Annotated in this window: 22 protein-coding genes and 1 pseudogene; 14 read left to right on the plus strand and 9 right to left on the minus strand. The window is 67.1% G+C overall.

What is annotated here, in order from left to right; all coding sequences use genetic code 11:
- Window positions 1-90 precede the first annotated feature (90 nt).
- On the minus strand, window positions 91-384 hold the full coding sequence (gene rpmB / locus SPHI_RS06445; RefSeq protein ID WP_076744073.1) for a 50S ribosomal protein L28: 294 nt from the start codon (window positions 382-384) through the stop codon (window positions 91-93).
- On the opposite strand from rpmB, the gene SPHI_RS15240 reads away from it, so the two are divergent.
- Window positions 383-763, plus strand: coding sequence for a hypothetical protein (locus tag SPHI_RS15240; RefSeq protein WP_233130748.1), 381 nt, complete (start codon window positions 383-385; stop codon window positions 761-763). The two genes, rpmB and SPHI_RS15240, sit on opposite strands and share 2 nt — an antisense overlap.
- Before the next feature lie 84 nt (window positions 764-847).
- Window positions 848-1,300, plus strand: a complete 453-nt coding sequence (locus SPHI_RS06455) for a nucleoside deaminase (RefSeq protein ID WP_233130750.1) — start codon at window positions 848-850, stop codon at window positions 1,298-1,300.
- 239 nt (window positions 1,301-1,539) lie between these two features.
- On the opposite strand, the gene SPHI_RS06460 is transcribed toward SPHI_RS06455, so the two are convergent.
- Window positions 1,540-2,226: an OmpA family protein gene (locus SPHI_RS06460; RefSeq protein WP_076744076.1), complete on the minus strand. Its 687-nt coding sequence runs from the start codon at window positions 2,224-2,226 to the stop codon at window positions 1,540-1,542.
- A 132-nt stretch (window positions 2,227-2,358) separates the two neighbouring features.
- Here SPHI_RS06460 and SPHI_RS06465 point away from each other — a divergent pair, with 132 nt between their 5' ends.
- The 3 genes from SPHI_RS06465 (at window position 2,359) to SPHI_RS06475 (ending at window position 5,927) form a co-directional block, all read left to right on the plus strand.
- On the plus strand, window positions 2,359-3,654 hold the full coding sequence (locus tag SPHI_RS06465; RefSeq protein ID WP_076744077.1) for a hemolysin family protein: 1,296 nt from the start codon (window positions 2,359-2,361) through the stop codon (window positions 3,652-3,654).
- A 108-nt stretch (window positions 3,655-3,762) separates the two neighbouring features.
- Window positions 3,763-4,932: an acyltransferase family protein gene (locus SPHI_RS06470; protein ID WP_076744078.1), complete on the plus strand. Its 1,170-nt coding sequence runs from the start codon at window positions 3,763-3,765 to the stop codon at window positions 4,930-4,932.
- A gap of 11 nt (window positions 4,933-4,943) precedes the next feature.
- Window positions 4,944-5,927 carry an isoaspartyl peptidase/L-asparaginase family protein gene (locus tag SPHI_RS06475; protein WP_083719863.1) on the plus strand — a complete coding sequence of 328 codons (984 nt, stop codon included), beginning with the start codon at window positions 4,944-4,946 and terminating at the stop codon, window positions 5,925-5,927.
- 34 nt (window positions 5,928-5,961) lie between these two features.
- Here the strand turns inward: SPHI_RS06475 and SPHI_RS06480 are convergent, their stop codons facing one another.
- Entirely contained in the window at window positions 5,962-7,815 is a 1,854-nt protein-coding gene (locus tag SPHI_RS06480; protein WP_076744079.1) for an AMP-binding protein, read from the minus strand.
- Between the two features lie 50 nt (window positions 7,816-7,865).
- On the minus strand, window positions 7,866-8,105 hold the full coding sequence (locus tag SPHI_RS06485; protein ID WP_076744080.1) for a hypothetical protein: 240 nt from the start codon (window positions 8,103-8,105) through the stop codon (window positions 7,866-7,868).
- 93 nt (window positions 8,106-8,198) lie between these two features.
- Here SPHI_RS06485 and SPHI_RS06490 point away from each other — a divergent pair, with 93 nt between their 5' ends.
- Entirely contained in the window at window positions 8,199-9,023 is an 825-nt protein-coding gene (locus SPHI_RS06490) for an FAS1-like dehydratase domain-containing protein (RefSeq protein WP_076744081.1), read from the plus strand.
- 91 nt (window positions 9,024-9,114) lie between these two features.
- Here the strand turns inward: SPHI_RS06490 and SPHI_RS06495 are convergent, their stop codons facing one another.
- From SPHI_RS06495 to xseA, 3 genes are read right to left on the minus strand one after another with little or no spacing between them, the layout of a single operon-like run.
- The gene (locus SPHI_RS06495) at window positions 9,115-10,005 is read right to left on the minus strand and encodes a M23 family metallopeptidase (RefSeq protein ID WP_076744082.1); all 891 of its coding nucleotides are present in this window, start codon (window positions 10,003-10,005) and stop codon (window positions 9,115-9,117) included.
- Window positions 10,002-10,202 (minus strand): DUF2093 domain-containing protein, encoded by a 201-nt coding sequence (locus tag SPHI_RS06500; protein WP_076744083.1) that lies wholly within the window; start codon window positions 10,200-10,202, stop codon window positions 10,002-10,004. The genes SPHI_RS06495 and SPHI_RS06500 overlap by 4 nt, the downstream gene beginning before the upstream one ends.
- A 13-nt stretch (window positions 10,203-10,215) precedes the next feature.
- On the minus strand, window positions 10,216-11,583 hold the full coding sequence (xseA, locus tag SPHI_RS06505) for an exodeoxyribonuclease VII large subunit (protein WP_076744084.1): 1,368 nt from the start codon (window positions 11,581-11,583) through the stop codon (window positions 10,216-10,218).
- Here xseA and purD point away from each other — a divergent pair.
- From purD to SPHI_RS06540, 7 genes are all read left to right on the plus strand, one after another.
- Window positions 11,582-12,835 (plus strand): phosphoribosylamine--glycine ligase, encoded by a 1,254-nt coding sequence (gene purD, locus SPHI_RS06510; protein ID WP_076744085.1) that lies wholly within the window; start codon window positions 11,582-11,584, stop codon window positions 12,833-12,835. The two genes, xseA and purD, sit on opposite strands and share 2 nt — an antisense overlap.
- Window positions 12,836-13,047: 212 nt before the next feature.
- On the plus strand, window positions 13,048-13,752 hold the full coding sequence (locus tag SPHI_RS06515) for a hypothetical protein (protein WP_158049635.1): 705 nt from the start codon (window positions 13,048-13,050) through the stop codon (window positions 13,750-13,752).
- A 211-nt stretch (window positions 13,753-13,963) separates the two neighbouring features.
- Window positions 13,964-16,732, plus strand: a complete 2,769-nt coding sequence (gene polA, locus SPHI_RS06520; RefSeq protein ID WP_076744087.1) for a DNA polymerase I — start codon at window positions 13,964-13,966, stop codon at window positions 16,730-16,732.
- A gap of 144 nt (window positions 16,733-16,876) precedes the next feature.
- Window positions 16,877-18,394, plus strand: coding sequence for a lipopolysaccharide biosynthesis protein (locus SPHI_RS06525; protein WP_076744175.1), 1,518 nt, complete (start codon window positions 16,877-16,879; stop codon window positions 18,392-18,394).
- A 106-nt stretch (window positions 18,395-18,500) separates the two neighbouring features.
- Window positions 18,501-18,974 (plus strand): PaaI family thioesterase, encoded by a 474-nt coding sequence (locus SPHI_RS06530; protein ID WP_076744088.1) that lies wholly within the window; start codon window positions 18,501-18,503, stop codon window positions 18,972-18,974.
- 279 nt (window positions 18,975-19,253) lie between these two features.
- Window positions 19,254-20,138 carry a winged helix-turn-helix transcriptional regulator gene (locus SPHI_RS06535; protein ID WP_158049637.1) on the plus strand — a complete coding sequence of 295 codons (885 nt, stop codon included), beginning with the start codon at window positions 19,254-19,256 and terminating at the stop codon, window positions 20,136-20,138.
- 110 nt (window positions 20,139-20,248) lie between these two features.
- Window positions 20,249-20,767 carry a hypothetical protein gene (locus tag SPHI_RS06540; RefSeq protein WP_144036164.1) on the plus strand — a complete coding sequence of 173 codons (519 nt, stop codon included), beginning with the start codon at window positions 20,249-20,251 and terminating at the stop codon, window positions 20,765-20,767.
- Window positions 20,768-20,815: 48 nt separating this feature from the next.
- On the opposite strand, the gene SPHI_RS06545 is transcribed toward SPHI_RS06540, so the two are convergent.
- Together SPHI_RS06545 and SPHI_RS06550 are read right to left on the minus strand one after the other, a co-directional pair.
- A complete protein-coding gene (locus SPHI_RS06545) occupies window positions 20,816-22,858 on the minus strand; it encodes a M3 family metallopeptidase (protein WP_076744091.1) in 2,043 nt (680 codons plus the stop codon).
- A gap of 177 nt (window positions 22,859-23,035) precedes the next feature.
- Window positions 23,036-23,623 (minus strand): biliverdin-producing heme oxygenase, encoded by a 588-nt coding sequence (locus SPHI_RS06550; protein ID WP_076744176.1) that lies wholly within the window; start codon window positions 23,621-23,623, stop codon window positions 23,036-23,038.
- 455 nt (window positions 23,624-24,078) lie between these two features.
- On the opposite strand from SPHI_RS06550, the pseudogene SPHI_RS15245 reads away from it, so the two are divergent.
- Window positions 24,079-24,744 (plus strand): annotated as a pseudogene (locus SPHI_RS15245) (ABC transporter ATP-binding protein).
- Window positions 24,745-24,772 lie beyond the last annotated feature (28 nt).

A 24,772-nucleotide genomic window follows, 5' to 3' on the forward strand; every position in this document is an offset into this window, starting at 1 on the left:
GGCGGTTCCCGACGCTGGTGATCCACCAACGCGACAAGGCCCGCCGCCCCGGAGGGCGGCAGGCCATCGTCACGTTACCAACGCGCCCGTTCAGGCAGCGACGGCAGCGCGCTTCTTGACGACGTCACGCTTGAGGCGACGGGCACGCAGCGACAGCTTCTCGTCGCTGGTCTTCACCAGCCAATTGTCGAGGCCGCCATTGTGCTCCACCGAGCGCAGGCCGTGGGTCGACACGCGAAGCCGCACGCTCTTCTCGAGCGAATCGGACATCAGCGTCACGTTCTGCAGGTTGGGCAAGAAGGTGCGCTTGGTCTTGTTGTTGGCGTGGGAAACATTGTGTCCCACCTGCCGGCCCTTGCCGGTCAGCTCGCAAATGCGCGACATGGTTCAGATCCTGAGTTTCGGGTTGGCCCGGAAAGTCGGCGCCACTAACGGCGCGTCACCGAATCGTCAAGCGCTGCGCGACGCAACTTACCTGGATCAACGATCGTTGTTGCGTCAGCGAATCGATCCGGAGATACCCATGCGCACCCTGCTTGTCCTCGTCGGCATCGCCGCCCTCGTGATTCTGGCGGGCATGGTGACCGGCTTCATCAACATCGACCAGACCCAAACGGCGCAGCTGCCGCGAATCGAGGGCGGGCAGGCGCCCGAGTTCAAGGCTGATGTCGGCAAGATCGACCTTGGCACCGAGCGGAAGGTGATCGAGGTGCCCAAAGTCGAGGTGGAGCGTCCGGGCGCGGAGCCGACGCCCACGCAGTAAGCGCGCGCCGTCATGCCGGGAGGAGCCTGGCATGATGATGTTGGAGAGGTTCCAGACCGACCTCGCCTGACGTAGAGTAGGGGTATGTTCCCCCTCCCGGTCCCCATGCGCGCTGCGCTCGACGCGGCGCGTCTTGCCGCTGCTGAAGGGGAGGTACCGGTGGGGGCGGTGGTGACGCTGGAAGGCGTCGTGATCGCCACGGCAGCCAATGCGCCGCGTCGCCTCAACGATCCCACGGCCCATGCCGAGATGCTGGCGATGCGCGCGGCCGCACAGGCGCTCGGTCGCGACCGGCTGGAGAATTGCGATCTCTGGGTGACGCTGGAGCCATGCGCGATGTGCGCAGGGGCGATCTCGCATGCGCGGGTTCGGCGGGTCTATTATGGCGCGGCGGATGCGAAGGGCGGGGCGGTGGAGCACGGGCCGCGGTTCTTCGGGCAGCCGACGTGCCATCATCGGCCGGAGGTTTACCCGGGGATCGGGGCTGCCGAGTCGGCTGATCTGCTGCGGGGGTTCTTCGCGGCGCGGCGGTTATGATCCGCGCGACGCGGCGAAGAGATGGAAGAAGGCGGTTCGCGCGGAGCGCGCGTGCCGCAGCGCTCGGGCCGCAGAAAGGTCACGGTCTCTTTCGTTGGCCCTGAGCTTGTCGAAGGGCTGCTCCTCTTCCGAAGAAAGCGCAGCGCTTCGACAGGCTCAGCCCGAACGGTAGAAGCCGGGACTGCCCCAGGCGATATCCCTTATCTTCTCCGCATTATCGGCGCCTCTGCGCGAACGAGTTAGCCGCGGTAGCCCACTTCATTCTCCGAGATCGGGACGATCTTGATCTCCACCCGTCGATTGGCGGCGCGGCCTTCCTCGGTTTCGTTGGTGGCGATCGGCTGGGTTTCACCAAAGCCGCGGGTGCCGATGCGGGCGTTCTCCACGCCATGCCCGGCGAGATAATTGGCTACTGCCTGCGCGCGCCGCTCCGACAGGCCCTGATTATACGCATCACTGCCGGTCGAATCGGTGTGACCGTAAACATCGATATAGGTGCGGTTATATTCGCCCAGCACGTCGGCCACCTGATCCAGCGTGCGCTGGAACTGCGGTTGCACCGTGGCCGAATTATAAGCGAAGTTGATCCCGCTCGGAATGTTGAGCAGCAGGTCGTCGCCCTGGCGGATCACCTGCACGTCCGTGCCGGCTGTGCGTGCGCGCAGGTCTCGTTCCTGCTTGTCCATATAGGCGCCGATGCCCGCGCCGGCGATGCCGCCGATGCCCGCGCCGACGATCTTCTCGGTACGATCGCGCCGCCCGCCGACCAGATCACCCAGGAGATAGCCACCCAGTGCGCCGCCAATGCCGCCGATCGCTGCCTTGGAGATCCGCTGCTCACCCGTCACCGGATCGGTGGTGCAGCCCGCGGTCGCCACCAGGGCCCCTCCGGCAATCGCCGCGATCAACGCAGATTTCACTCGCATTCAAATTCCCCTTTGACTCGTGCCGCAGGTGAAAACCCCGGCGCAGTGCGGCTTGTTCCGCCTCCGTGCTGAACCAGAACTGACACAGGCAGTTGTGGCCCGCGACAAATGCCGCCAAAAGGGCATCACACCATGTTACCGCCGTTCCCCTGGATCGACGTCCTCATCATCCTTGCGCTGGTCGCCTTGAACGGCGTCTTTGCGATGAGTGAACTCGCCATCGTCTCCGCCCGCAAGGCCCGCCTCGAAGCCATGGTGCGCGCCGGGCGGAAAGGCGCAAGCGCCGCGATCGACTTGGCCGCCGATCCCGGCAAGTTCCTGTCTGCGGTGCAGATCGGCATCACCCTTATCGGCATCGTCAACGGCGCCTATTCGGGCGCCAGCCTGGGTAACCCGACGGCCGCGCGGCTCGAAGCGCTCGGCGTGCCCGGTCACCTGGCGGACAATATCGGGTTCGCGATCGTCATCGGCCTCACGACCTACGCGTCGCTGATCGTTGGCGAGCTTGTTCCCAAGCAGATCGCCTTGCGCAATCCGGAGCCCGTCGCGGCCTGGGTTGCGCTGCCGATGACGTGGCTGGCGACGCTCACCAAGCCGTTGGTCTGGCTGCTCGACGCATCAAGCGGGCTGATCTTCCGCCTGCTCAGGCTCAATCGCCAATCGGAGGAGCATGTCACCGCCGAGGAATTGCACCTGATCGTCGCGGAGGCGAGCAAGTCGGGCGTGATTGAGGAGCATGAACGCTCGATCATCTCGGGTGTGGTGCGGCTCGCCGATCGCCCGGTGCGCGAAGTGATGACGCCGCGCACCGAGGTCGATTGGCTCGATTCGGCCTGCGAGGATGCGGCGATCCGCGCCAAGCTGCTGACAACGCCGCACAGCCGCCTGCCGGTGGCGAATGGCTCGATCGACGCGGTGATCGGCGTGGTGCAGGCGCGGGACGTCGCTGCGGCGCTCGCCCGCGGCGAAACGCTCGACCTGACGAAGCTGGCGCGCAAGGCGCCGTTCGTGGTCGATCAGATCGACGCCATGGACGCGCTCGACGCTCTGCGTCGTGCCGATGTGCCGATGGCGCTGATCCACGATGAATACGGGCATTTCGAAGGCATTGTGACGCCGGCCAATCTGCTCGCGGCGATCGCCGGCGAGTTCGCGTCGGATGCCGAGCCGGGTGATGGCCCCAATATCGTCGAGCGCGAGGATGGTTCGTTGCTGGTCGCGGGAACCATGGCGGCCGACTCGCTTGCCGAGCGCCTAGGCATCGATCTGCCCGAGGATCGCGACTATGCCACGGTCGCCGGCCTCGCGCTTGCCGTGTTCCGCCATTTGCCGACGGAGGGCGAAAGCTTCGTCGAACAGGGCTGGCGTTTTGAGGTGGTGGATCTCGACGGGCGACGCATCGACAAATTGCTGGTGAGCGGGGCATAAGCGGAACGGGCGACGCGCTTGCGTATCGCCAGCGTGCGGTTCGCGCTTCGGATGATCGGCCGCGTCTCCTGATGGTCGCTGTCCTGCGAAGCTGCTAGGGCTCCCGCGATGCAGCGGCACTATGGCCTCGACTGGCTCCGCGTGGGGGCCTTCGCGATCCTGATCCTTTATCATATCGGCATGGTCTTCGTGCCATGGGGCTTTCACGCCAAGCTCGCGGCCGAGCAATGGCTGACGGTGCCGATGATGCTGTCCAACCCGTGGCGGCTGTCCTTGCTGTTCGTGGTGTCGGGCTATGCCAGCCGCGCGTTGTTCGTGCGGCACACCGGGCCCTGGCCGTTCGTGCGCAACCGAACGGCACGGCTGCTGATCCCGCTCGCCTTCGGCATGGCGGTGATCGTCCCGCCGCAGGCCTGGGTCGAGCTGGTGACGCAGCATGGTTATACCGGCGCGTTCCTGCCCTTCTGGACGGGCGAATATTTTGGCTTTCAGGCAATCGCCGGGCTGTACCTGCCCGCGTGGAACCACCTTTGGTTCGTGGTCTATCTGTGGGTCTATACCCTGTTGTTTACCGCATCGCTTGCCATCGCCCTCGGCAGCGTTCGTCGCTGGGTGCAGCGGGTGTTCGACCGCCTGTTCGGCGGTGTCGGCGCGCTGATCTTGCCCATGGCGTGGTTGATGATGGTCAGCGGCGTGCTCTTTCCAGGCGCGCGAGAGACTCATGCGCTGGTCGGCGACTGGGTGGCGCATGCGACCTACTTTCCGATGTTCCTGTTCGGCTTCGCCATGGCCGGCAGCGAGCGCGTGATCGCCACCTTTGCGCGCTGGTGGAAAGTGAGCGCCGCGCTGGCGATCCTCGCCTATCTGGTGGTCGCCGGGGTGCAGATCGCCTTTGCCGAATATCGCGTCACCCCGCGGCCGTTCGGCACGGTCTTCAGCCTTGCGCGCGGGGTGGAGGGCTGGATGGCGATTGCGGCGCTGATCGGCATCGCGGAGACCTTTTGGAACCGCGATAGTCGCTGGCGGCCGATGCTGACGGAGGCGGTGTTCCCGTTCTACATCATCCACCAGACGATCATCGTCGTCGTCGCCTACTGGCTGCTCCTCGCGCACCTGCCGTTGGCAATCGATTTCGTCATCCTCGTCACGGCGACGGTGGCGGGCTGCTGGGCCTTTTACCTCATCGGCCGCCGCATACCTTGGCTGCGTCCGCTGATCGGCTTGCGGCTACATCGTTCGTCGCCGGAGAAGCCGGATCCGCGGCCGGCAATCGTGTAAAAGGGGGTATTATGCGTCAATTTCTACCGATCCTTCTCGCCTTTTTCTCGATCCCGGCCCTTGCCGAAGAGGCGCCGCGCTGGTCGCTCGCGATTCACGGCGGCGCCGGAACGATCGAGCGGGACAAGCTCACCCCCGAACAGGACAAGGCGATCCGCGCCGCGTTGAAGGCGGCGCTGGCGGCGGGATCGGCGGTGCTCGACAAGGGCGGCAGCGCGGTGGACGCGGTGGAAGCGACGATCCACGTGCTGGAGGACGATCCGCACTTCAACGCTGGACGCGGCGCGGTGTTCACCTGGGAGGGGCGCAATGAACTGGACGCGGCGATCATGGACGGGCGCACCCGCGCAGCCGGCGCCGTCGCCGGCGTCACCCGCACGCGCCATCCTGTCAGCCTTGCGCGGGCGGTGATGGAGAAGAGCGACCACGTCTTCCTTGCCGGCGAAGGTGCCGACGCATTTTCGCGCGAGCAGCGGCTGGAACAGGCCGATCCTTCCTGGTTCGGGACGGCCGGGCGGCGCCAGCAATTGGAAACGCTCAAGGCCAAGAAGCTGTCGGCGATCGACGTGGACCACAAATACGGCACGGTCGGCGCGGTGGCGCGTGATGCGAACGGCCATGTCGCGGCGGCGACTTCGACCGGTGGGATGACCGGCAAGCGCTGGGGCCGGATCGGTGACGCGCCGGTGATCGGCGCGGGCACCTATGCCGACGATCGCGCCTGCGCCGTTTCCGCGACGGGCGCGGGCGAGTATTTCATCCGCGAGGGCGTGGCGCATGAGATTTGCGCCCGCATCCGGTTCAAGGGCGACGCACCACAGGTCGCCGCCGACGCGGTGATGGCGGGGGTCAAGGCGCTGGGCGGTGACGGTGGTGTGATCGTCAACACGCCAGCGGGTACGACGGCGTGGAGCTACAACACGCCGGGCATGTATCGTGGCCGGGTCAGCGCGGGTAGCGCGCCGACGGTGGCGATCTACCGCGACGAGCCGTGACCCATGATTCTCCCCTGGGACGGGGAGGGTCGGTTCAGCCGCGTAGGTCGATGATCCCCTCGGCCGCGTCATCCACAAACAACGCCTTCACCAGGTCGGCACGGGCGGTAAGCGTCGCGCGCTGGTTGACGTAACCCTTGTCGGTGATCTCGCCGGCATCGATCGAGGGTGGCGTGCGCAGGATGACGAAGCGGCCGACGCGGCGAGAGGAGCCGGTTGCCGCGGCGTTGAAGGCTTCAAGTTTCTCCTTCACCAGCCCCTCCAGCGTCGGGATCGGATCTGCACCGGGTGCGGCCTCCGCCAGCGTCTGGAGCGCGGCGGGGGAGGGCCAGGCGAGGATCGCGATATAGGGCTTGTCCTGGCCGGCGACGACGACGTCCTGTATATAGGGGGAGCAGGCCGCGCAGATGTCGGGTCGCAGCGTGCCGACCGAGACCCAGGTGCCTGACGAGAGCTTGAAATCCTCCGTTACGCGTCCGTCGAAGACGAGGCCGAGCTCGGGCCGTTCCGGATCAAGGAACTTGGCCGCGTCGCCCAGCTTGTAGAACCCTTCCTCGTCAAAGGCGGCGGCGGTCTTTTCGGGATCATTGTGGTAGCCAGTGGTGACAGTTGGCCCCTTCACCCGGACCTCCAGCTTGTCGCCGCTCGGCACCAGTTTCAGCGTCGAGCCGGGCAGCGGAAGCCCGATCAGGCCGACTCGTTCGGACGCCCAGTGGACGACGGTAACGCCGAGCGTCTCGGTCGCGCCATACATGGTGGTGAAGGGCATGCGCTCGCCCGTTTCGGCGATCGCCAGCGCCTGCATGCGATCATAAAGGTCGTCGGAGAGTGTCGCGCCGCCATACCCCATGCCGCGCAGATTTTTGAAGAAGGCGCGGCGCAGCGTGGGATCGCGCTCCATCGCGTCGGCCAGCATCGCGAAGGCGACGGGTGCTGAGCCGAAGCTCATCGGCGAAATTTCGCGCAAATTGGCGATCGTCGTCTCGAACAGGCCGGGCACCGGCTTGCCCTCATCGAGATAGATCGTGCCACCACCGGCAATGTTGGCGTTGAAGTGAATCGTGCCGGCGGAAATATGCGCCCACGGCATCCAGTCGAGCGAAATCGGATGATCGACCGGATCGGGATCATCGCGAAGCCCTTCCTGCGCGGCGATCAGATTGACGAACATGCCCTGGTGCTGCGGCACGCCCTTGGGCATGCCGGTGGAGCCTGAGGTGAAGAGATATTTGCCAACGGTGTCGTGCGTCAGCGCCTCACGGGCCGCGTCAACCGCCTCGGTCGCGGGGGTGCTGGTAAGCGCGGCGAAGGGGATGGTGCCGTTACCGCCATCAACCGCGACGAAGACGAGGGTCGGATCGAGGCTGCGCAGCGTTTCGAAGGCGCGGGCGAACTGGGCGGCATTCTCGGCGAAAACCACGCGCGGACGCACCGTATTGAAGCAATGCTTCAGCTTGGCGTGGTCGGAGGAGATCAGGCTGTACGCCGGGCTGATCTGCGCAATCGGCACGCCTGCAGTGAAGCAGCCGAGCATCAGCATGCCCTGCGCGACCGAATTGGCGCTAAGGCACAGCACGGCGTCGCCCTGGCCAAGGCCCTGGTCAAGCAGCCATTGCGCGATGCTGTCGGCGCCCTGCTTCGCCTCGCCATAGGTGGCGCCGCGCCACGGGCCATGGTTCGGCTCGCGCTGCATCAGCCAGGGGCGCTCGGGGTGAAGCGCGGCGCGTTCCGCTAGGATGTGCGGGATCGAGCGGGCGGGGGTGCCCATCGCGTGGTTCGAGCGGATCAGGATCGTGCCGTCGTTGCGATGCTCGACAGTGATGTCGGGGCCCTTTTGCGGCAGGCGCTTGAAGGGGGGCGGATTCTCGGCGGCCAGAGCGGTTGCCATCGGGGTCTCTCCTATTTTGCCCCGGTATAAGCCACCCGTATTAGTTCCGCCTAGTGTTGAATCGCTTTCGCCTGCGCGCCTTCGCGAACCGAGGCTCGGACGAGGACGGTGGTGGAGAGCAGGATTGAGGAAACCAGGGCGCCAACCGCGAGAAGGCCGATACTGGTGATGTCCAGGCGGGCCGTGAGCCGGCCGTGCTTGCCGATGCGGATCGTGGCTCTGGCGCGGTGTTGGGGTGCCATGTCGGGGAGAACGCCCGGCGCTATGCTGGAGTTCACCTCTTCCGTCATGCCGGGCTTGTCCTCGCCTTCAAGGTGACTGCGGCCGGGGTGACGGGCGTGCGTGGCACGGTTAGGGCTGTTTCAACGAGCGGGAGAGGAACGATGCAGCAGTTCGACGACTGGACGCCAGTGGTAAGCGAACAGCGGGACGATCTCGTCGCCGCGCCGCTGCGCCGGCTGGCCGGTTTGTTTGATCATGACGGCGGACACTGGCCCGCGGGCGAGCTGCCGCCGCTGGCGCATTGGCTCTATTTCCTTCCCGAGGCGCCGCAGTCGACGATCGGCGTGGATGGGCATCCGGCGCGCGGCGCAACGCTGCCGCCAATCGACGCGCCGCGACGGATGTGGGCCGGGGGGCGGCTCACCTTGCATGCGCCGCTGCCCATCGGGGCGCGCGCGTCTCGGCGTAGCCTGGTGACGGATGTCAAGGTGAAGGATGGACGCTCGGGGCGGCTGACGTTCGTTACCGTGCGCCATGACGTGATCGTGGATGGGACGGTCGCGGTGGTCGAGGAGCAGGATCTGGTATTCCGGGGCGCCGGAAACGGCACGCCGCCAGTCGCGCCGGCCGACCCGCGCGTTGCGGACGCGCGGCGGAAGGTGACGTTCGATGCAGCGGCTTTGTTTCGCTTCTCCGCGCTGACCTTCAACGCGCATCGCATTCATTACGATCGCGCTTATGCGATGGAACAGGAGCTATACCCCGACTTGGTGGTGCACGGGCCGTTTCAGGCGATGCTGCTGGCCGATCACTTGCTACGCAGCCGGGCGGGCGCGCGGCTCCAACGGTTCTCATTCCGTGGCGCTCGGCCGTTGTTCGTCGATCGAGCGGCGGCGCTGAACCTGGCGGGGGAAAGGTCCGTAGCGCTCTGGACGACCGATCAGGATGGGTGTGCGTGCATGGAGGCGGAGGCGGTGGTCGCCTGACCCCGTCGTCCCAGACTTGGTCCGCGATCCCGCTTCTTCTCGGACGTTGCAAGGGCAGCCGGACCCCGGATCAGGTCCGGCATGCCGGCGGTCAGTTCGGCATCGGCCCCGTGATCAGCAGCGGGTCGATCCGGGCGTCTCGCCACTTCATTGCCCAGTGGAGATGTGGGCCCGACGCTCGGCCGGTTGCTCCAATCGCGCCGATGGTTTGTCCTTGGCGGACACGCGCGCCAGGCGTCACGTCGATCCGCGACAGGTGGAGGAAGGCGCTGTTCAGACCCATGCCATGGTCGATGATCAGGAGGTTGCCCTCCAGCGTGAAGGGGGATGCGGCGGCGAGCACCACCACGCCATCGGCCGGCGCGACAACTGGCGTGCCGGTGGGCCGCGCCACATCGACGCCAGAATGGTAGGAGCCGGGCTCGCCGCGATAGATACGCTGCGCGCCGAACAGGCCGGAGATACGGCCCGTGACGGGCCAGATGAAGCGCTGGCGCCACCCGTCCACGTCAGACGACTTGGCGCGCGCGGCGTTGATCTGAGCCAATTCCGGCGGGCGGCGGCGCTGGAAATCGGCGCTGGGCACCGGCACCTTGGCGACCCGGTTCAGCCGCTCGACCCGCCAGGCGCGCGGCGCAACCGCGATCGTGTGCGTCGCGGTGCGTCCGTCGCGCAACTGCGCCTGCAGGGTGGATGACGGGCCGGCGTCGCGATCGAAGGCGATGACGAAGCGGCCGTCGGCGCCGACCGGAATGGGCTCCTGATCCTTGGTCAGCCGCTGTGTTCCGGCGGGCGCGGTGCCGAGCAGCAAACCGCCTTGGCTCCCCGTCGCCGCCATATCGAACCGCGCGGGCAGCAGCGGCGCAGGCGGCGGGGCAGGCGTGGCTACCGGCGGGTGTGGTGCGGCCGGCGGCGGTACTTGCGCAGGCGGGGCGACGCAGCTCGCCAGCGGCACGAGGGTGAGCCAGGCGGCAAGCTTCATTGCGGCGCCATCGCCTCCGTGGCGAGCGCGGCGCTAGCAAAGGCGCGCTGGCTGGCGACATCCCAATAGCGCAGGTCCTCGATTGCGATCCGTGCGCTTGTGACGGCGCAGGTGACATGGTCGCCCGGCGTCAGGACGCGGAAACCGTTGGGCATGTAATGGAGGCGGGCAGGGCGATCGGTGTTCGACATCAGCATACTCTAACTCTCCCTAGAACAGCGTGGGCTGTTCGGGCTTGGCCTTTGAATAGGAGCGGGCACGCGCGCCCTCAACCTGCGCGTCCAGCGTGCCGTCACGGAAGTGGAGCGTCACGGCGCCGGCGTTCTTTGCGGCGGCCGTGGTGGTGAGCGTCGCGCCACCCTTTGCGGTGATGCGGGCGTAGCCGCGCGCGAGCGGCGCGTCCGGATCGACCGAGACGAGCAGGCGGCCGAGATCCTCCAGCCGCTGGCGCGCGCCCTCAAGCCGGCGTTGGAGCAGGGCGGGGCGGAGGACAGCGCCGGTGCGATCGAGCTCGCCGCGGGCACGCACCACGCGTCGTTCGAGGCCGCGATCAAGGCGGGCGCCGAGATCGTCGACCAGCTGGCGCTGAGGCCCTAGCAGCCGGTCACGGGTGGGCAGCAGGCGCGCCATGGCGTCGAGCCGCTCGCGCCCGCGCTCGATATGGCGGCGCGCGCAGCGTTCAGTGCGCTGGCCGTGCGCGGCGATGGTCAGGCGCAGATCGGCGAGGACGGGCACTGCCAGTTCGGCGGCGGCGGTGGGCGTCGGCGCGCGAAGGTCGGCGGCGTGGTCGCACAGCGTGGTGTCGGTCTCGTGGCCGACCGCGGAGACGATCGGGATCGAGCAGGCGGCGACGGCGCGGACCACCGCTTCCTCGTTGAACGCCCAGAGATCCTCGATCGAGCCGCCGCCGCGCGCGACGATGACAAGATCGGGGCGCAAGTCTTCGGGGAGCGCATCGAAGCCGCGGATTGCCGCTGCGACCTCGTTCGCGGCGCCATCACCCTGCACCTTCACCGGCCAGACCAGCACATGACTGGGGCAGCGATCCTCCAGACGGTGGATGATGTCGCGGATCACCGCGCCGGTCGGCGAGGTGACGACGCCGATGCGGCGCGGCAGGAAGGGGAGCGGGCGGCGCGCCTTTGACTTGGCGAACAGTCCCTCGGCGTCGAAGCGCGCCTTGTTGCGTTCGAGCAGCGCCATCAGCGCGCCGGCGCCGGCGAGCTCCATCCGCTCGATGATGACCTGGTATTTGGAGCGGCCGGGATAGGTGGTGAGGCGGCCGGTGGCGATCACCTCGATGCCGTCCTCGGGGCGGAAGGCAAGCGCAGACGCCTGCCCCTTCCAGATCACACCGTCGATCACCGCGGCATCGTCCTTGAGGCACAGGTAGCAGTGGCCCGAGGCGACGCGCTTGTAGCCCGAAATCTCGCCGCGCAGGCGGACATGGCCGAACTCGCCCTCGACCACGCGCTTGAGGCGGGAGGACAGCTCGCCCACCGACATGGCGGCGGCGTTGTCCCCGGGGATCGGGTCCGCTACCAGCCGCGCTGGAACGTCGAAAAAGGGGTCTGGCATGAACGTCCTGCTGATCGGATCGGGCGGGCGCGAGCACGCATTGGCCTGGAAACTCGCGCAATCTCCCCGCCTAGATACGCTCTATGCGGCGCCCGGCAACCCCGGCATCGCCGCGCATGCGACGATCCCGGCGCTGGATGTGGCGGATCACCGCGCGGTGATCGATTTCGTGCGGCGGCATCAGATTGGCCTCGTCGTGATCGGGCCGGAGCAGCCGCTGGTGCAGGGGTTGGCGGACAATATCCGCGCGATCGGCGTGCCGGTGTTCGGGCCGGGGCGCGAAGCGGCGAAGCTGGAGGGGTCGAAAGGCTTCACCAAGGATCTGTGCGCGCGGGTCGGCATTCCGACCGCCCGCTATTTTCGCGTGACGACGCGTGACGGCGCGCTCGCGTGCCTCGACGATTTCGGCGAGCGGTGCGTGATCAAGGCGGACGGGCTGGCCGCGGGCAAGGGCGTCGTCGTGGCGATGAGCCGCGCCGAGGCGGAGGAGGCGGTGCGTGCACTGTTCGCCGATGGTCCCGCCGAGGCGGTGATCGAAGAGTTCCTGGAGGGCGAGGAAGCGAGCCTGTTCGTGCTGTCGGACGGCACCACGATCGCGAGCTTCGGCAGCGCGCAGGACCACAAGCGGGTCGGCGATGGCGATACCGGGCCGAACACCGGCGGGATGGGCGCCTATTCCCCCGCCGCGGTGCTGACGCCCGAGCTGGAGGAGCGCGCGCTGGGCGAGATCGTGCGGTCGACGATCGATGCGCTGGCGGCGTCGGGCACGCCTTATGTCGGTGTGCTCTATGCCGGGCTGATGCTGACGGCGGATGGGCCGAAGCTGATCGAATATAACGTCCGCTTCGGCGATCCGGAGTGCCAGGTGCTGATGGCGCGGTTCGAGGGCGATCTCGTCGAGACGTTGCTGGCGGTGGCCGAGGGGCGGTTGGCGGACATGCCGGCGCCGGCCTTCTCGGATGACGTGGCGCTGACGGTGGTGATGGCGGCGAAGGGTTACCCGGGAACGCCGGAAACCGGCGGGGCGATCGGCGGAATCGAGGCGGCGGAGGCCGGCGGGGCAGTGGTGTTCCAGGCCGGCACGCGGCTGGATGGCGATGCGCTGGTCGCGGCTGGCGGGCGGGTGCTGGCGGTAACGGCAACGGGCAGCGATGTCGCCGAGGCGCAGCGCCGCGCCTATGCCGCGGTGGACGCGGTGGACTTCCCGAGCGGGTTCTGCCGGCGCGATATCGGATGGCGGGCGATCGGCTGATCGTTCGTCATCCCGGACTTGATGATCCAAGGTTCCGCGTAAGCATCGGCATCAGCATGTGCGGCACGTTGGATCCGGCGCGAGGCCGGGATGACGGGCGTACGGGGCAGCCCGTCCGCACAAATCCGCACCGTTCCGCCCCCGTTGCGGGAACCATGCGGCGCCCCTAAGGCTTGGCGCTCGGCGTAGCGGAGTGTTTCATGCAGCCCACCATGGTGGACGATACCCTGATCGGCATTGTGCTGACGTTGATCGCGATCGGCGTGGTGCTGACGATCATCGGCATGATCGTCGGCGCACGCAAGCGCGCGGCGCGCAAGAATGCCGAGCGGATTGAGCAGGAGCGGCTGGCCGAGACGCCGGCGCCCGATCGCCTGATCCGCGACGAGGATGCGACCGACGTGCCCGTCGCGCCGCCGCAGCCTGAGGCTCAGCCGCTGCCTCATGCGGAGCCGCAGCCGGAGCTCCAGCCAGCACCCATGCCGCCGCCGGTCGCACCAGCGCCGCCGCCGCTCGCCGACTTGCCGAAGGTAGCGCCGCCGCCTGCCGCGGCCGAGCCGGTGATCGAGGAGCCGGTGCCGCTCGCCGACGAGCCGATCGCCGCCGCCGCGCCGCAGGATGCCTCCCCCGCTGCCGAGGCGCAGGCGGAGCCGGTCACGCCGGCCGGCCCGCCGCCGGGCGATGCGCCCGTCACGCAGATCAAGGGGCTGGGGCCGAAGGTGGCGGCGATGCTCGCGCAGCAGGGGATCACCACCGTTGGGCAACTTGCCGCGCTGGATCAGCGCGCAGCGGAGGATCTCGACGCGCGTTTGGGGCCGTTCACCGGGCGAATGGGACGTGACCGCTGGCTGGAGCAGGCGCAGTTGCTTGCCGCTGGGGACGTGAAGGGTTTCGAGGCGAAGTTCGGAAAGCTGTAGGGTAGCCCGTCAGCTTTCGTCATTCCCGCGAAGGCGGGAATCCATACACGCAACATCTGTGCTTTGATCGCCGGCGTTGGCGTCAATGGATCCCCGCCTGCGCGGGGGTGACGGTGATTGTGGGCTTCGGTTCGGTACCGGTCTATCTGCTGCGTGTGGGCAATCGCCCCACCGTTTGTGGCCCGCGCCGCGATCCGCTAAGCGGCGCGGCATGCCGCATCTTTATCTCGTCGATGGCTCGAGCTTCATCTTCCGGGCTTATCACGTGCTGCCGAAGCTCACCAACAAGCATGGCGAGCCGGCGGGCGCCGTGTATGGCTATACGACGATGCTGTGGAAGCTCGCCAACGACCTCCACAAGGCGGATGGGCCGAGCCATCTGGCGGTGATCCTCGACAAGTCGGAACACACGTTCCGCAACGAGATGTACGACCAGTACAAGGCGCAGCGGCCGCCCGCTCCCGAGGATCTGAAGCCGCAATTCCCGATGATCCGCGACGCGACTCGCGCCTTTTCGCTGCCGTGCATCGAGGAGCTGGGGTGGGAAGCGGACGACCTGATCGCCTCGTACAGCAAGGCGGCGCTGGCGCAGGGCTGGCAGGTGACGATTGTCTCCTCCGACAAGGATCTGATGCAGCTCCTGACCGAGCCGGGCATCGACATGCTCGATACGATGAAGGACAAGCGCTTCGGCCCGGCTGAAGTGGTGGAGAAGTTCGGCGTCGGGCCCGACAAATTGGGCGAGGTGCTGGCGCTGATGGGCGACAGCGTCGACAATGTGCCGGGCGTGCCGGGCGTCGGGCCGAAGACCGCGGCCAAGCTGATCCTGGAACATGGCAGCGTCGAGGGCGTGCTCGCCGCCGCGCCCGACATGAAGAAGGGCAAGCTGCGCGACAATCTGATCGAACATGCGGAGATGGCGCGGTTGTCGCGCAAGCTGGTCGAGCTCGCGTGCGACGTGCCGTTGCCGCAACCGCTGGAGGAGATGGCGCTCGACGGCATCCCCGAGGCGCCGCTGCGCGCGTTCTTGGAGCATCACGGGTTCAAGTCGCTGCTCGCCAAGCTGACGGCGGACCAGAACCAGGGCGTCGATCCGACCCCGGCGGAACCGACCGGCGTGCCGGAGGAGGAAGATCCGCCGTGCGATCACGACGGCTATGAGACCGTCGTTGACGAAGCGGCGCTGGATCAATGGATTGCGGCGGCGCGGCACCAGGGCTGGCTGGCGATCGATACCGAGACGACCGGCAAGGACCCGATGCTGGCCGAGCTCGTCGGCGTGTCGATCGCACTGGCGCCGAACCGCGCCTGCTACGTGCCGCTGGGCCATGGTGGCAGCGACATGTTCGCCGAGAAGCCGGTGCAGATCGACCGCGACGCTGCGCTGGCGAAGCTCAAGCCGCTGCTGGAGGATCCGGCGGTGCTCAAGATCGGGCACAATCTGAAGTACGACCTGATCGTGCTCGGGCGGCTCGGCGTGAACGTGGCGCCGTATGACGACACGATCGTGATGAGCTTCGACCTCGACGCGGGACTTCACGGGCACGGGATGGACGAGCTGGCGGCGACCCACCTGTCGCACAGCTGCATTGCCTACAAGGACGTGACGGGCACGGGGAAGAAGGCGATCGGCTTCCACGAAGTCGATTTGAAGACCGCCACGCGCTACGCCGCGGAGGACGCTGACGTGACGCTTCGGCTGTGGCGGCGCTTCCGCGCGCGGCTACCAGTCGAGCGCGCGACGCGTGTGTATGAGATGGTCGACCGGCCGCTCGTCCCGGTCATCGCGCGGATGGAGCGGCACGGGATCAAGGTTGATCGCGAGCGACTGGCCGGCCTGTCGGCGGAGTTCGCGGCGCAGATGACCGAGTTGGAGGGGGTGATCCACGGCATTGCCGGCGCGCCGTTCGCGATCGGCAGCCCCAAGCAATTGGGCGACGTGCTGTTCGAAAAGATGGGGATCAAGGGCGGGCGCAAGGGCAAAAGCGGCGTCTATTCGACCGACGTCAACGAGCTTGAGCGGATCGCGGCGGACAAGGATTCGCCCGGCAAGGAGATCGCCGCGCGGGTGCTCGACTGGCGGCAGCTGTCGAAGCTGAAGTCGACCTATACCGATTCGCTCCAGGAGCAGATTCACCCGGCGACGGGGCGCGTGCACACCAGCTATTCGCTGACGGGGGCGCAGACCGGGCGGCTGTCGTCGACCGATCCGAATTTGCAGAACATCCCGATCCGCACCGAAACCGGGCGGCAGATCCGCGACGCATTCGTGGCCGAGCCGGGCAACGTCATTCTCGCGGCGGACTATTCGCAGATCGAGCTTCGGCTGGCGGCGCATATGGCCGACGTGCCGGCGCTCAAGGAAGCGTTTGCGCGCGGGGACGACATTCATTCGCTGACCGCACAGGAATTGTTCGGCACGGTCGATCGCGACACGCGCGGGCGGGCGAAGACGATCAACTTCGCGATCCTCTACGGCATCAGCCGCTGGGGGCTGGCGGGGCGGCTCGACGTGAGCGCGGACGAGGCGCAGTCGATGATCGACCGCTATTTCGAGCGGTTTCCGGGAATCAACCGCTATATCGCCGAAACCTTGCAGGCGGTGCGCGAGCAGGGGTTCACGGAGACGCTGTTCGGCCGCAAGACGCATTTCTCGCGCATCAAGAGCAAGGTGCAGCACGAGCGGCAGGGCGCCGAGCGCGCGGCGATCAATGCGCCGATCCAGGGGACGAGCGCGGATATCATCAAGCGGGCAATGGCGCGGATGGGGCCGGCGTTGCTCGACGCCGGCCTGACAGGGACGCGCATGCTGCTCCAGGTGCACGACGAACTGGTGTTCGAGGTGCCTGAGGACGAGGTTCAGGCGGCCAAGCCGGTGATCGAGCGGGTGATGGCGACGGCGGCGGAGCCGGCGGTGGTGCTGGACGTGCCGTTGGCGGTGGAGATCGGCGTGGGTGCGAGCTGGGGGGCGGCGCACTAGTGCGGGGCGGGTTTGCACATCCGATCCGTCATGCCGGGCTTGTCCCGGCACTCACCGACGCGCGCGTCCAACCTTCGTGGGACTCGCGGATGAGTGGATGCCGGCACAGGGCCGGCATGACGGGGCTTGTTGTGGTGGCCGTCGGTGGCTGAAACCCCTCAGGACATCGCGCAGCTGGCCAAGGGCGGGCGGACCAATATCGCCGGGTTCATCCTGCGGCTGGCGGCGCGGATTCCGTTCCTGTTCATTGCCGGGCGGCTGTACGGGCCGGAGCTGGTCGGGCGGTTCGCCATCGCAGTCGTGGTGGTGGAGCTGGCAGCGCTGGTCGCGACGCTCGGGCTGAAACGGGGCCTCGCACAGGCGCTTTCCCGAACCGATCGTCCCCACGTCCATGTCGTCGCCGACGCAATGGTCGTCGCCGCGTTGCTATCGCTCGCCGCCAGCGCGGTGCTGTGGACCGTGCCGGAGATCATGTACCCCAACACGCCGATCGTCGGGCTTGATCGCTGGCTGGGGCTGATCGTGCTGGCGATCGCCTGGTCGGATGTTAGCCTCGCGGCGCTCGCTTATCGGCTGAACGTTAAGGCGGCGGTGACGGCGCGAGCGGTGGTCGAGCCGTGGACAATCTCGATCGCGGCCTGGGCATTCTCCTTCTTCACCACGCGAGACGGACTGGTGCTGAGCTATGTTGCCTCGATGACGGCGGCGCTGATCGCCTCCATCGTGCCGCTGGTGCGCAGTTACGGCCTGCCGCGTGGCTGGACGCCACATCTGCGCGATTTGTTGACGCTGATCCGGGACAACATTCCGCTGGCCGGTGCCGATGCGTTCGAATGGGGATCGCGCAACGTCGACCGGTTCATCCTGGGCGTGATGTTCGAGCCCAAGATCGTCGGCATCTATTACATGGCGCAGCAAGTCGCGAGCCTGCCGCAGAAGCTCAAGACCTCCTTTGACCCAATCCTCGGCCCCGTCATTACGCAAAGCCTGGCGGTGAACGATCGCGTGGCCATCGCCAATCAGGTGCGGCAGGTGGCGTTCTGGATCATCGCCGCGCAGCTTGGCCTCGCGCTGATGGGATCGATCCCAGGCGAGGCGGTGATGGGCACGGTGGGGCCGCAGTTCGTCGCCGGCACCGCGGCGCTGGCGTTCCTGCTGACGGCGGAGGTGCTCGCCTCGACCGGCGCCGTCTGCGAGACTGCGCTGGTCTATACCGCACGGCACCGAAACCTCATCATCTCCGCCGTTATGCTGGCGTTCCAGGTGGGACTGAGCTTCGCACTGATCTTCGCGATGCGGGCGCTTGGTTGGCCGCTGGCGTTCCAGGCGGCAGGGCCGGCGGTGGGGTTGATGGTAAGCCTTGGGCTTACGTCCGTGCTGAAGGCACGGTTGCTGCGGCATATCCTGGCCGCGCCGGTGTCACCGCTGCGCTGGCCCCTGCTGTGGGCCACATTGGTCGCGGTTGTGGTCGGCGGTGCCTTCACGTCCCTTCCGCACGAATATGAATGGGCGGAGATCGTGATCGGCATTCCGGCGATCGCGGGCTCCTATCTGTTCGTGTTGTGGAAATGGGCGTTCGGCCCGGCAGACCGGGCTTTGTTCAGCCGTATGCCACGCGCGGACGAAGCAACGCTGCCGAACGTGGGGGCGCCGGCGCGGTAGTCATTTCTCGTCATTCCGGGCCTGACCCCGGATCACGCCTCTCTCCAGCGCGGGAGAAGCGGGGCCGCGGATCAAGCCCCGGGGACGCAAAAGGGGGAGAGGATTCTTGGACACGACCACCACGCCGGAAACGCGCCTGCTGCCGGTGACCGAGGGCGAATGGGCCGGTTGGCTGCGCTGGCCGGGCACCGACCCGTTCGAGGATCATACCGGCCCGTTCTTCGCTCGCTATGACGCTGGCGGCGTGATCGAATGCGGCTTCCGCCCGGAAGCCAAGAACAGCAATGGTGGCGGCAATGTGCATGGCGGCGCGCTGCTGACCTTTGCCGATTTCGCGCTGTTCATGATCGCCTCGGCGGTGCTTCCGGAGTTCCACGGTGTGACGGCGACGCTCAACGCCGAATTCGTTGGCGCCGCTCGCCCGAGCCGCCTGCTCACCGCGCGCGGCGAGGTGGTCAAGGCGGGGCGCAGCCTGATCTTCGTGCGGGGCACGATCGACGATGAGGGCGCGGCGGTGATGAGCTTTTCGGGCGTGATCAAGAGGATCACTCGCTATCGCCCGGCCGGCGGCGCGGACTGAAGCGCGACTATCCAACGTCGGGTGTCGATCTCAAAAGAGCTCGACGGCGCCCCCCGGGTGCCGTCGAGCAAGTGGCCCGTGAACGTCACGGGCTTGGGTCGCGCCGCCTCGTGACATTGTTCCTGCCTCAGTGCATCTCGATATCGCCCCAAAATGGATAGACATGCTGCATTTCGGCGCCATTTATCATGGCTCACCCGCTAGCTGGTCGGCCCGACAGGATTTGGCGCTGCACGAATGACACAAGCCGCTGATCCACCCCTTCGACAGCTTGCCCGGTTGCGTACGGAAGTGGCCGTCGCCGCCTATCAGCAAGCGGGCGAGATTTTTCCTGGTGATCCGCTGCTCAGCGTCGAGTTCGGGATCGTTGCGCTGCGCTGCCTGCCGGATTGGGTTCGCGGCGACGCAATCGCCCCGCCGGTCGCGGGCGAATGTTCGATCAGCATGCGGCAGATCGCACGCTCGCTGGGCACCGCACCAGAAACGGTGCGGCGCCACATCGGCCAATTGCGTGATCGCGGCGCGCTGATCGTGTCCGATCAAGGCGTGTTGCTAGCCACCACTGACGAGAACGCGGCGCGCGTGGCGCAATACCTGCTCGGCGTGCATGATCTGATGATCCGCTTGATCGAAGACGTTACGCTGACGTGTGATCTGCATCTTCCGGTCGGCAGCCCCGCCACCGTCGGCATGGCCGACGTGATCGGGCGCGCGATCGAGGTGTTGTTGCTCCCGGTCGACACCTTTCACCTCGTCGGGCACCAGCAGGCCTTTCTGCTGTGGGGGGCGCTGACCGCCGTTGCGGTGCGAGGAGTGACATACGATCCCGTGCTGGCGCGGCGCTATGCCGTGGCGATTCCGCCCGACGAGCTTCGGTCCAGTACGTCGCTGCGGCGGCTCGCCGACGCGCTGGGCATACCCTATGCAACCGCGTGGCGGCACATCCAGACACTGCAAGAACGCGGTCTGGTGACCAGGCTGAGCAGCGATCGGTGGACGGTGCTGACCGTCAATCTGCTGGTCGATACCGCGCAGGCTGTGGGTACACCCCCGAGCATCTTTACGCTGCGCAAGTTGCGCGAATTGACGCTGCTGGGTCTGGATCCGTGGTGCGTGGAGCAGCGCTATCAACGCGGGCGCCCGTCGCCACCGCTGCTTGGCTGAATCCGGCAGTTGCGGTTAACACCTTGATAACGCTGTTTTCGGGGGAACGATCACAGGGCTGACAGGCTTGTCGTCAATCCAGATGGCATTGTGCCAGACCAGGAGGGATGATGAATTCGAATCTCGTATCCGCCGTGTTCGACAGCCATGCCGAGGCTGAAACCGCCGTTGCCGAGCTGCGGCGTGAAGGCGTCAGCGACAGCGCGCTTTCGGTTGTCGCCCGGCACGGGGAAGGGGCGGACACCGACCCCAACAATGGCGGCGCGCAGGAGTTCATCGGCAAGGCGGCGGCGGGTGCCGGCATCGGAACCCTGCTGGGCATCGCCGCGCTGGCGATCCCGGGTGTCGGGCCGCTGGTCGGCGCCGGAGCGATTGCCGCCTCTGCGGTGCCGACGGCGGCTGTGACGGGTGCGGCGCTGGGCGGCGCGGCCGGCGGCCTGGAAAAGGTGATGACCGACCACGGCGTCGATGAAGAGGATGCGCGCTATTACAACAGCCGTATCGAGCAGGGCGGCGTGTTCGTCTCGGTGGACACCGGCGCGGCGGGCATCGCCCCGCAGACGGCGGCGGATATCCTCTCGCGCGCCGGCGGCCATAGCGCGAGCCGCCCACGCACGGCCGCACTCTGATCCACGACGGCAGGGGCGGTGGTCGCCCCTGCCGCTCGGGTGCGCCGGCTACGCCGTCGCCGGCACCGCCTCCACCAGGCCGTGCCGCTTAAGCATTGCGGATGGGTCGGCATCGCGCCCGCGAAAGGCGCGGAAGCTGTCGGCCGCCGGCCGGGTGGCACCGCGGGACAGCACTTCCGTCCGCAGCAGGTCGCCTGTTGCGCGTGACACGAGCCCCGCCTCCACGAAGCGCTGGAAGCCGTCGGCGGACAGCACTTCGGCCCATAGATAGCCGTAATAGCCCGCGGCATAACCGCCGGCGAAGATGTGGCTGAAGGCGTGCGGGAAACGATGCCAGTGCGGCGGGCGGACCACCGCCACTTCGTCGCGCACCGCTTCGATCACCACCATCGGATCCGACCCGAGCGTGTCCAGGTGGAGCAGCAGGTCGAACAGGCCAAACTCCAGCTGGCGCACCAGCTTCATCCCCGCCTGCAAGCGCCGGGCGGCGAGCATCCTTGCGAACAGATCCTCGGGCAGCGCCTCCCCGGTTTCATGATGGCCGGACATGCCGGTGAGGATCGCGTGATCCCAGGCGAAGTCCTCCATCAACTGGCTCGGCAGTTCCACCGCGTCCCATTCGAAGCCGTTCGTGCCGGCCACCGCCGGTCGATCCACCCGCGTGAACAGATGGTGCAGCACATGGCCGGTTTCGTGCAGCAAGGTGACGATATCGTCATGGCTGAGCAGGGATGGCGTGTCGGCCCCGACCGGCGCGAAATTCGCGGTGAGGTAAGCGACCGGATTCTGCCGGATGTTGCCTTCGTGCAGGCGCGCGCGCGCTTCGGCCATCCATGCGCCGCTGCGTTTGCCCGGACGGGCATGGAGATCGATGTAGAGGCCGGAGAACACCTCGCCGCTCTCATCGGCGACGTCGAAATAGTGCGCGTCCGGATGATAGGTCGGAACGTCGTCGCGCGCGATCAGCGTGATGCCGAACAGGCGGGTGAGCAATGTGCGCCAGCCTTCCAGCACCTGCGCCAGCGGGAAATAGCCGCGAACCTCCTCCTCGTCGACGGCGTAGCGTGCCTCGCGAAGCCGGTTGGACGCGAAGCCCACGTCCCAGGATTGGAGGTCGTCGATCCCCAATGTATCGCGCGCGAAATCACGGAGCGCCGCAATGTCCCGCTCGGCCGCCGGCTTGGCCCGTGCGGCAAGGTTGCGGAGGAAGCCGAGCACCTCCTCCGGGCTGGACGCCATTTTGGTGTGAAGCGATTGCGCAACAGGGTTTGCGAAGCCAAGCAGCTCCGCCGCTTCCTGCCGCAAGGCTAAGATGCGGGCGATCCGCGCGGAATTATCAAAGGTGCCCGCGGTGGGGCCTTGATCGGAAGCGCGCGTGCCATAAGCGGCATAGACGCGCTCGCGCAGGCCGCGATCCTTCGCGAAGTCGAGCACGGCCATGACGCTGGGCACTTGCAACGTGACAAGCCAGCCCTGCTTCGACTGCGCCCGCGCAGCCTCGGCGAACATCTCCTTCATCGCATCCGGGACGCCGCGCAGCACGGCCTCGTCCGTGACGTGCTCCGACCAGGCGTCAGTGGCATCGAGGACCGCGTTGGAGAAGGCCGTGGAAAGGTCGGACAGCTCAACCATGATCGCAGCAAAGCGATCGCGTGCGTCCTGTTCCAGCGCCACGCCGGAAAGGACAAAGCCGCGGAGCGCATGCTGCACGGCGACTCGGTCCGCGTCCGGGCGCTTGGCAAAGGCCGGCGTCTGCGACATCGCCAGCAGAACCTCGTAAAGATCGCGGTTCTGGCCGACCTTGACGTGATTGGCGACGAGCTTCTGTTGTCCTTCGGCAAAGGCGGCGCGCAGGTCAGGCGTGTCCGCCACCGCCTGAAGGTGCGACACGGTCGACCAGATCGCGTCGATCGCGGTCTCGGCGCGCTCCAGCGGCAGCCACGCCTCCTCGAAGCTGGTCGGCCGGCGATCGGTGATCGCCTTTACCGCCGCCTCGTGGTCGGCGATGGCATGCTCCAATGCCGGCAGCACATGCTCGGGCTTGATCGTGTCGAAGCGCGGCAGCGCATGCTGATCCAGCAACGGGTTCATTCGGTAGTCCTTTCACGCAATCCCCGCCATCAGGTCCCTTGCGAAGGGCGGCAGCGGCTTTCCCTTATATGGTGCAGCTACCCTCGCGTTTGATCCCCCAGCAGGGACATCCGAGACGTTCGTTCTCGGACCGGAGGATCCGTAATGCGGACTTCGGTCGAGCTGCTCGACGGCCCCTCAACCGAATTCGGCATCGACCAGCGTCTGCACACGCGCAAAGGCGGCATTGGCCCCGGCAATGGCGCGCTCCACTTCCGCGTCGGTCAGCGCCGCCGCATCGAGCGCGCTCGTGAAGTCGCGCCACTGCGAAGCCGGTCCGTCGGCGGCGGGCGCCAGATGGCGGGCGCCATGCGTGTCGGACAGGCCGAGCTTGGCGGCCTCCTTGCGCAGCAACGCCGCACCGAGGTTCGACCCTTCCGCGACATAGAGCCAACCCAGTGCCGTCGCGACATCGGGCGCGCGTTCGCCACCTTCCATCAACGGCGGCGCGTCGCTGGCCGGCGGCTCGCCCAGATCGGCGAGGTCCGCATCGATCAGCGGCAGGCGACGCCGCTCGTCAAGCCCGGGCAACAGCGCGCGAAGGGCGGGCACCTTGTAGAGTGCATCAATGTCGCGATGAAACGCGCGCTGTACTCGAACGAAGCGGCGATAGCCGTCCAAGGTGGCGAAGGATGCCGCCGCCATGATCGACTGGTCGAGCCGATCATGCGTGGCGTGGGTGGACGCTTTGAGGCGTCTCGATAGCGGCAGGTCGATGACATCCATCCGGGTGTTCCTTGTAACGGCCGGGCAGTGCATCGCGGCGCTGATCGGCGCAACGACCTTGCGGAACGGAAGTCGCACTTCTTCGGTCGGACCGCGCGGCGCGAGACTCGGCGGACGATTGCTCGTGCCGCGGATCATCGCTTCCGCGAACGCCATCCGATCTTACGATCCGCCTGATCGGGCAGACTACCGCGTGGCTGCTACAGGCGTTGCGGGGTGGTCGCGCGGGGATGCGAGCGCTGGCGGCATGGCCTATGTCACCACCAGCTGCCTCGTGCTGAACGACTACCTTCGCGACATCGGACAATATGTCCATCAGCTCCAGCGCTCGGTGAACGAGATGGAAGAACTGGTGCAGCTCCACGAAGAGCCGCTGAGCGTTGCCGATCGCGCCGACGCACGCCCGATCGCGATCAAGGCCGGGGCAATCCGCTTCGAGGACGTGATCTTCCGCTATGCCGGACAGGATCAGCCGCTCTACGCATCTCGCCGTCGCTATCCCGGCCGGGCAACGCGTCGGGCTGGTGGGTGCATCGGGTTCGGGCAAGACAGCCTTTGTGAAGCTGATCCAGCGCCTGTAAGACGTGGATGCCGGACGCGAGACGATCGATGGGCAGGACGTGGCGCACACGACACAGGCGTCGCTTCGCCGGCAGATCGCAATCGTGCCGCAGGTGCCGGTGCTGTTCCATCGCACGCTGGCCGAAAACATCGGTTACGGCCGCCCGGGTGCGCTTCCGGCGAAGATCGAGCAAGCCGCGCGGCTCGCCAATGCGCACAACTTCATCATGGCGCTGCCGAAAGGCTATCGCACCCCTGTGGGAGAGCGTGGCGTGACGCTGTCGGGCGGCGAGCACCAGCGAGTGGCGATCGCGCGTGCGTTCCTGGCCGATGCGGCGATCCTGATCCTGGACGAGGCGACGTCCAGCCTCGATCCCGAGTCGGAGGCTGCAATCCAGCAGGCAATGGAGCGGCTAGTGGTCGGCCGCACCGCCATCGTCATCGCTCACCGGCTTTCCACCGCTCGCGCGCTCGACCGCATCCTCGTCTTCTCCGCGACGGGCATTACCGCTGCTTGTTTGAGCGGCAAGCGGGAACGGCAGCACCGGATCACGGCCTGATCTTCGCCGGTCCGCATCGTCATGGAAT

Source organism: Sphingomonas jeddahensis (assembly GCF_001981525.1).
GTDB classification, from domain to species: domain Bacteria; phylum Pseudomonadota; class Alphaproteobacteria; order Sphingomonadales; family Sphingomonadaceae; genus Sphingomonas; species Sphingomonas jeddahensis.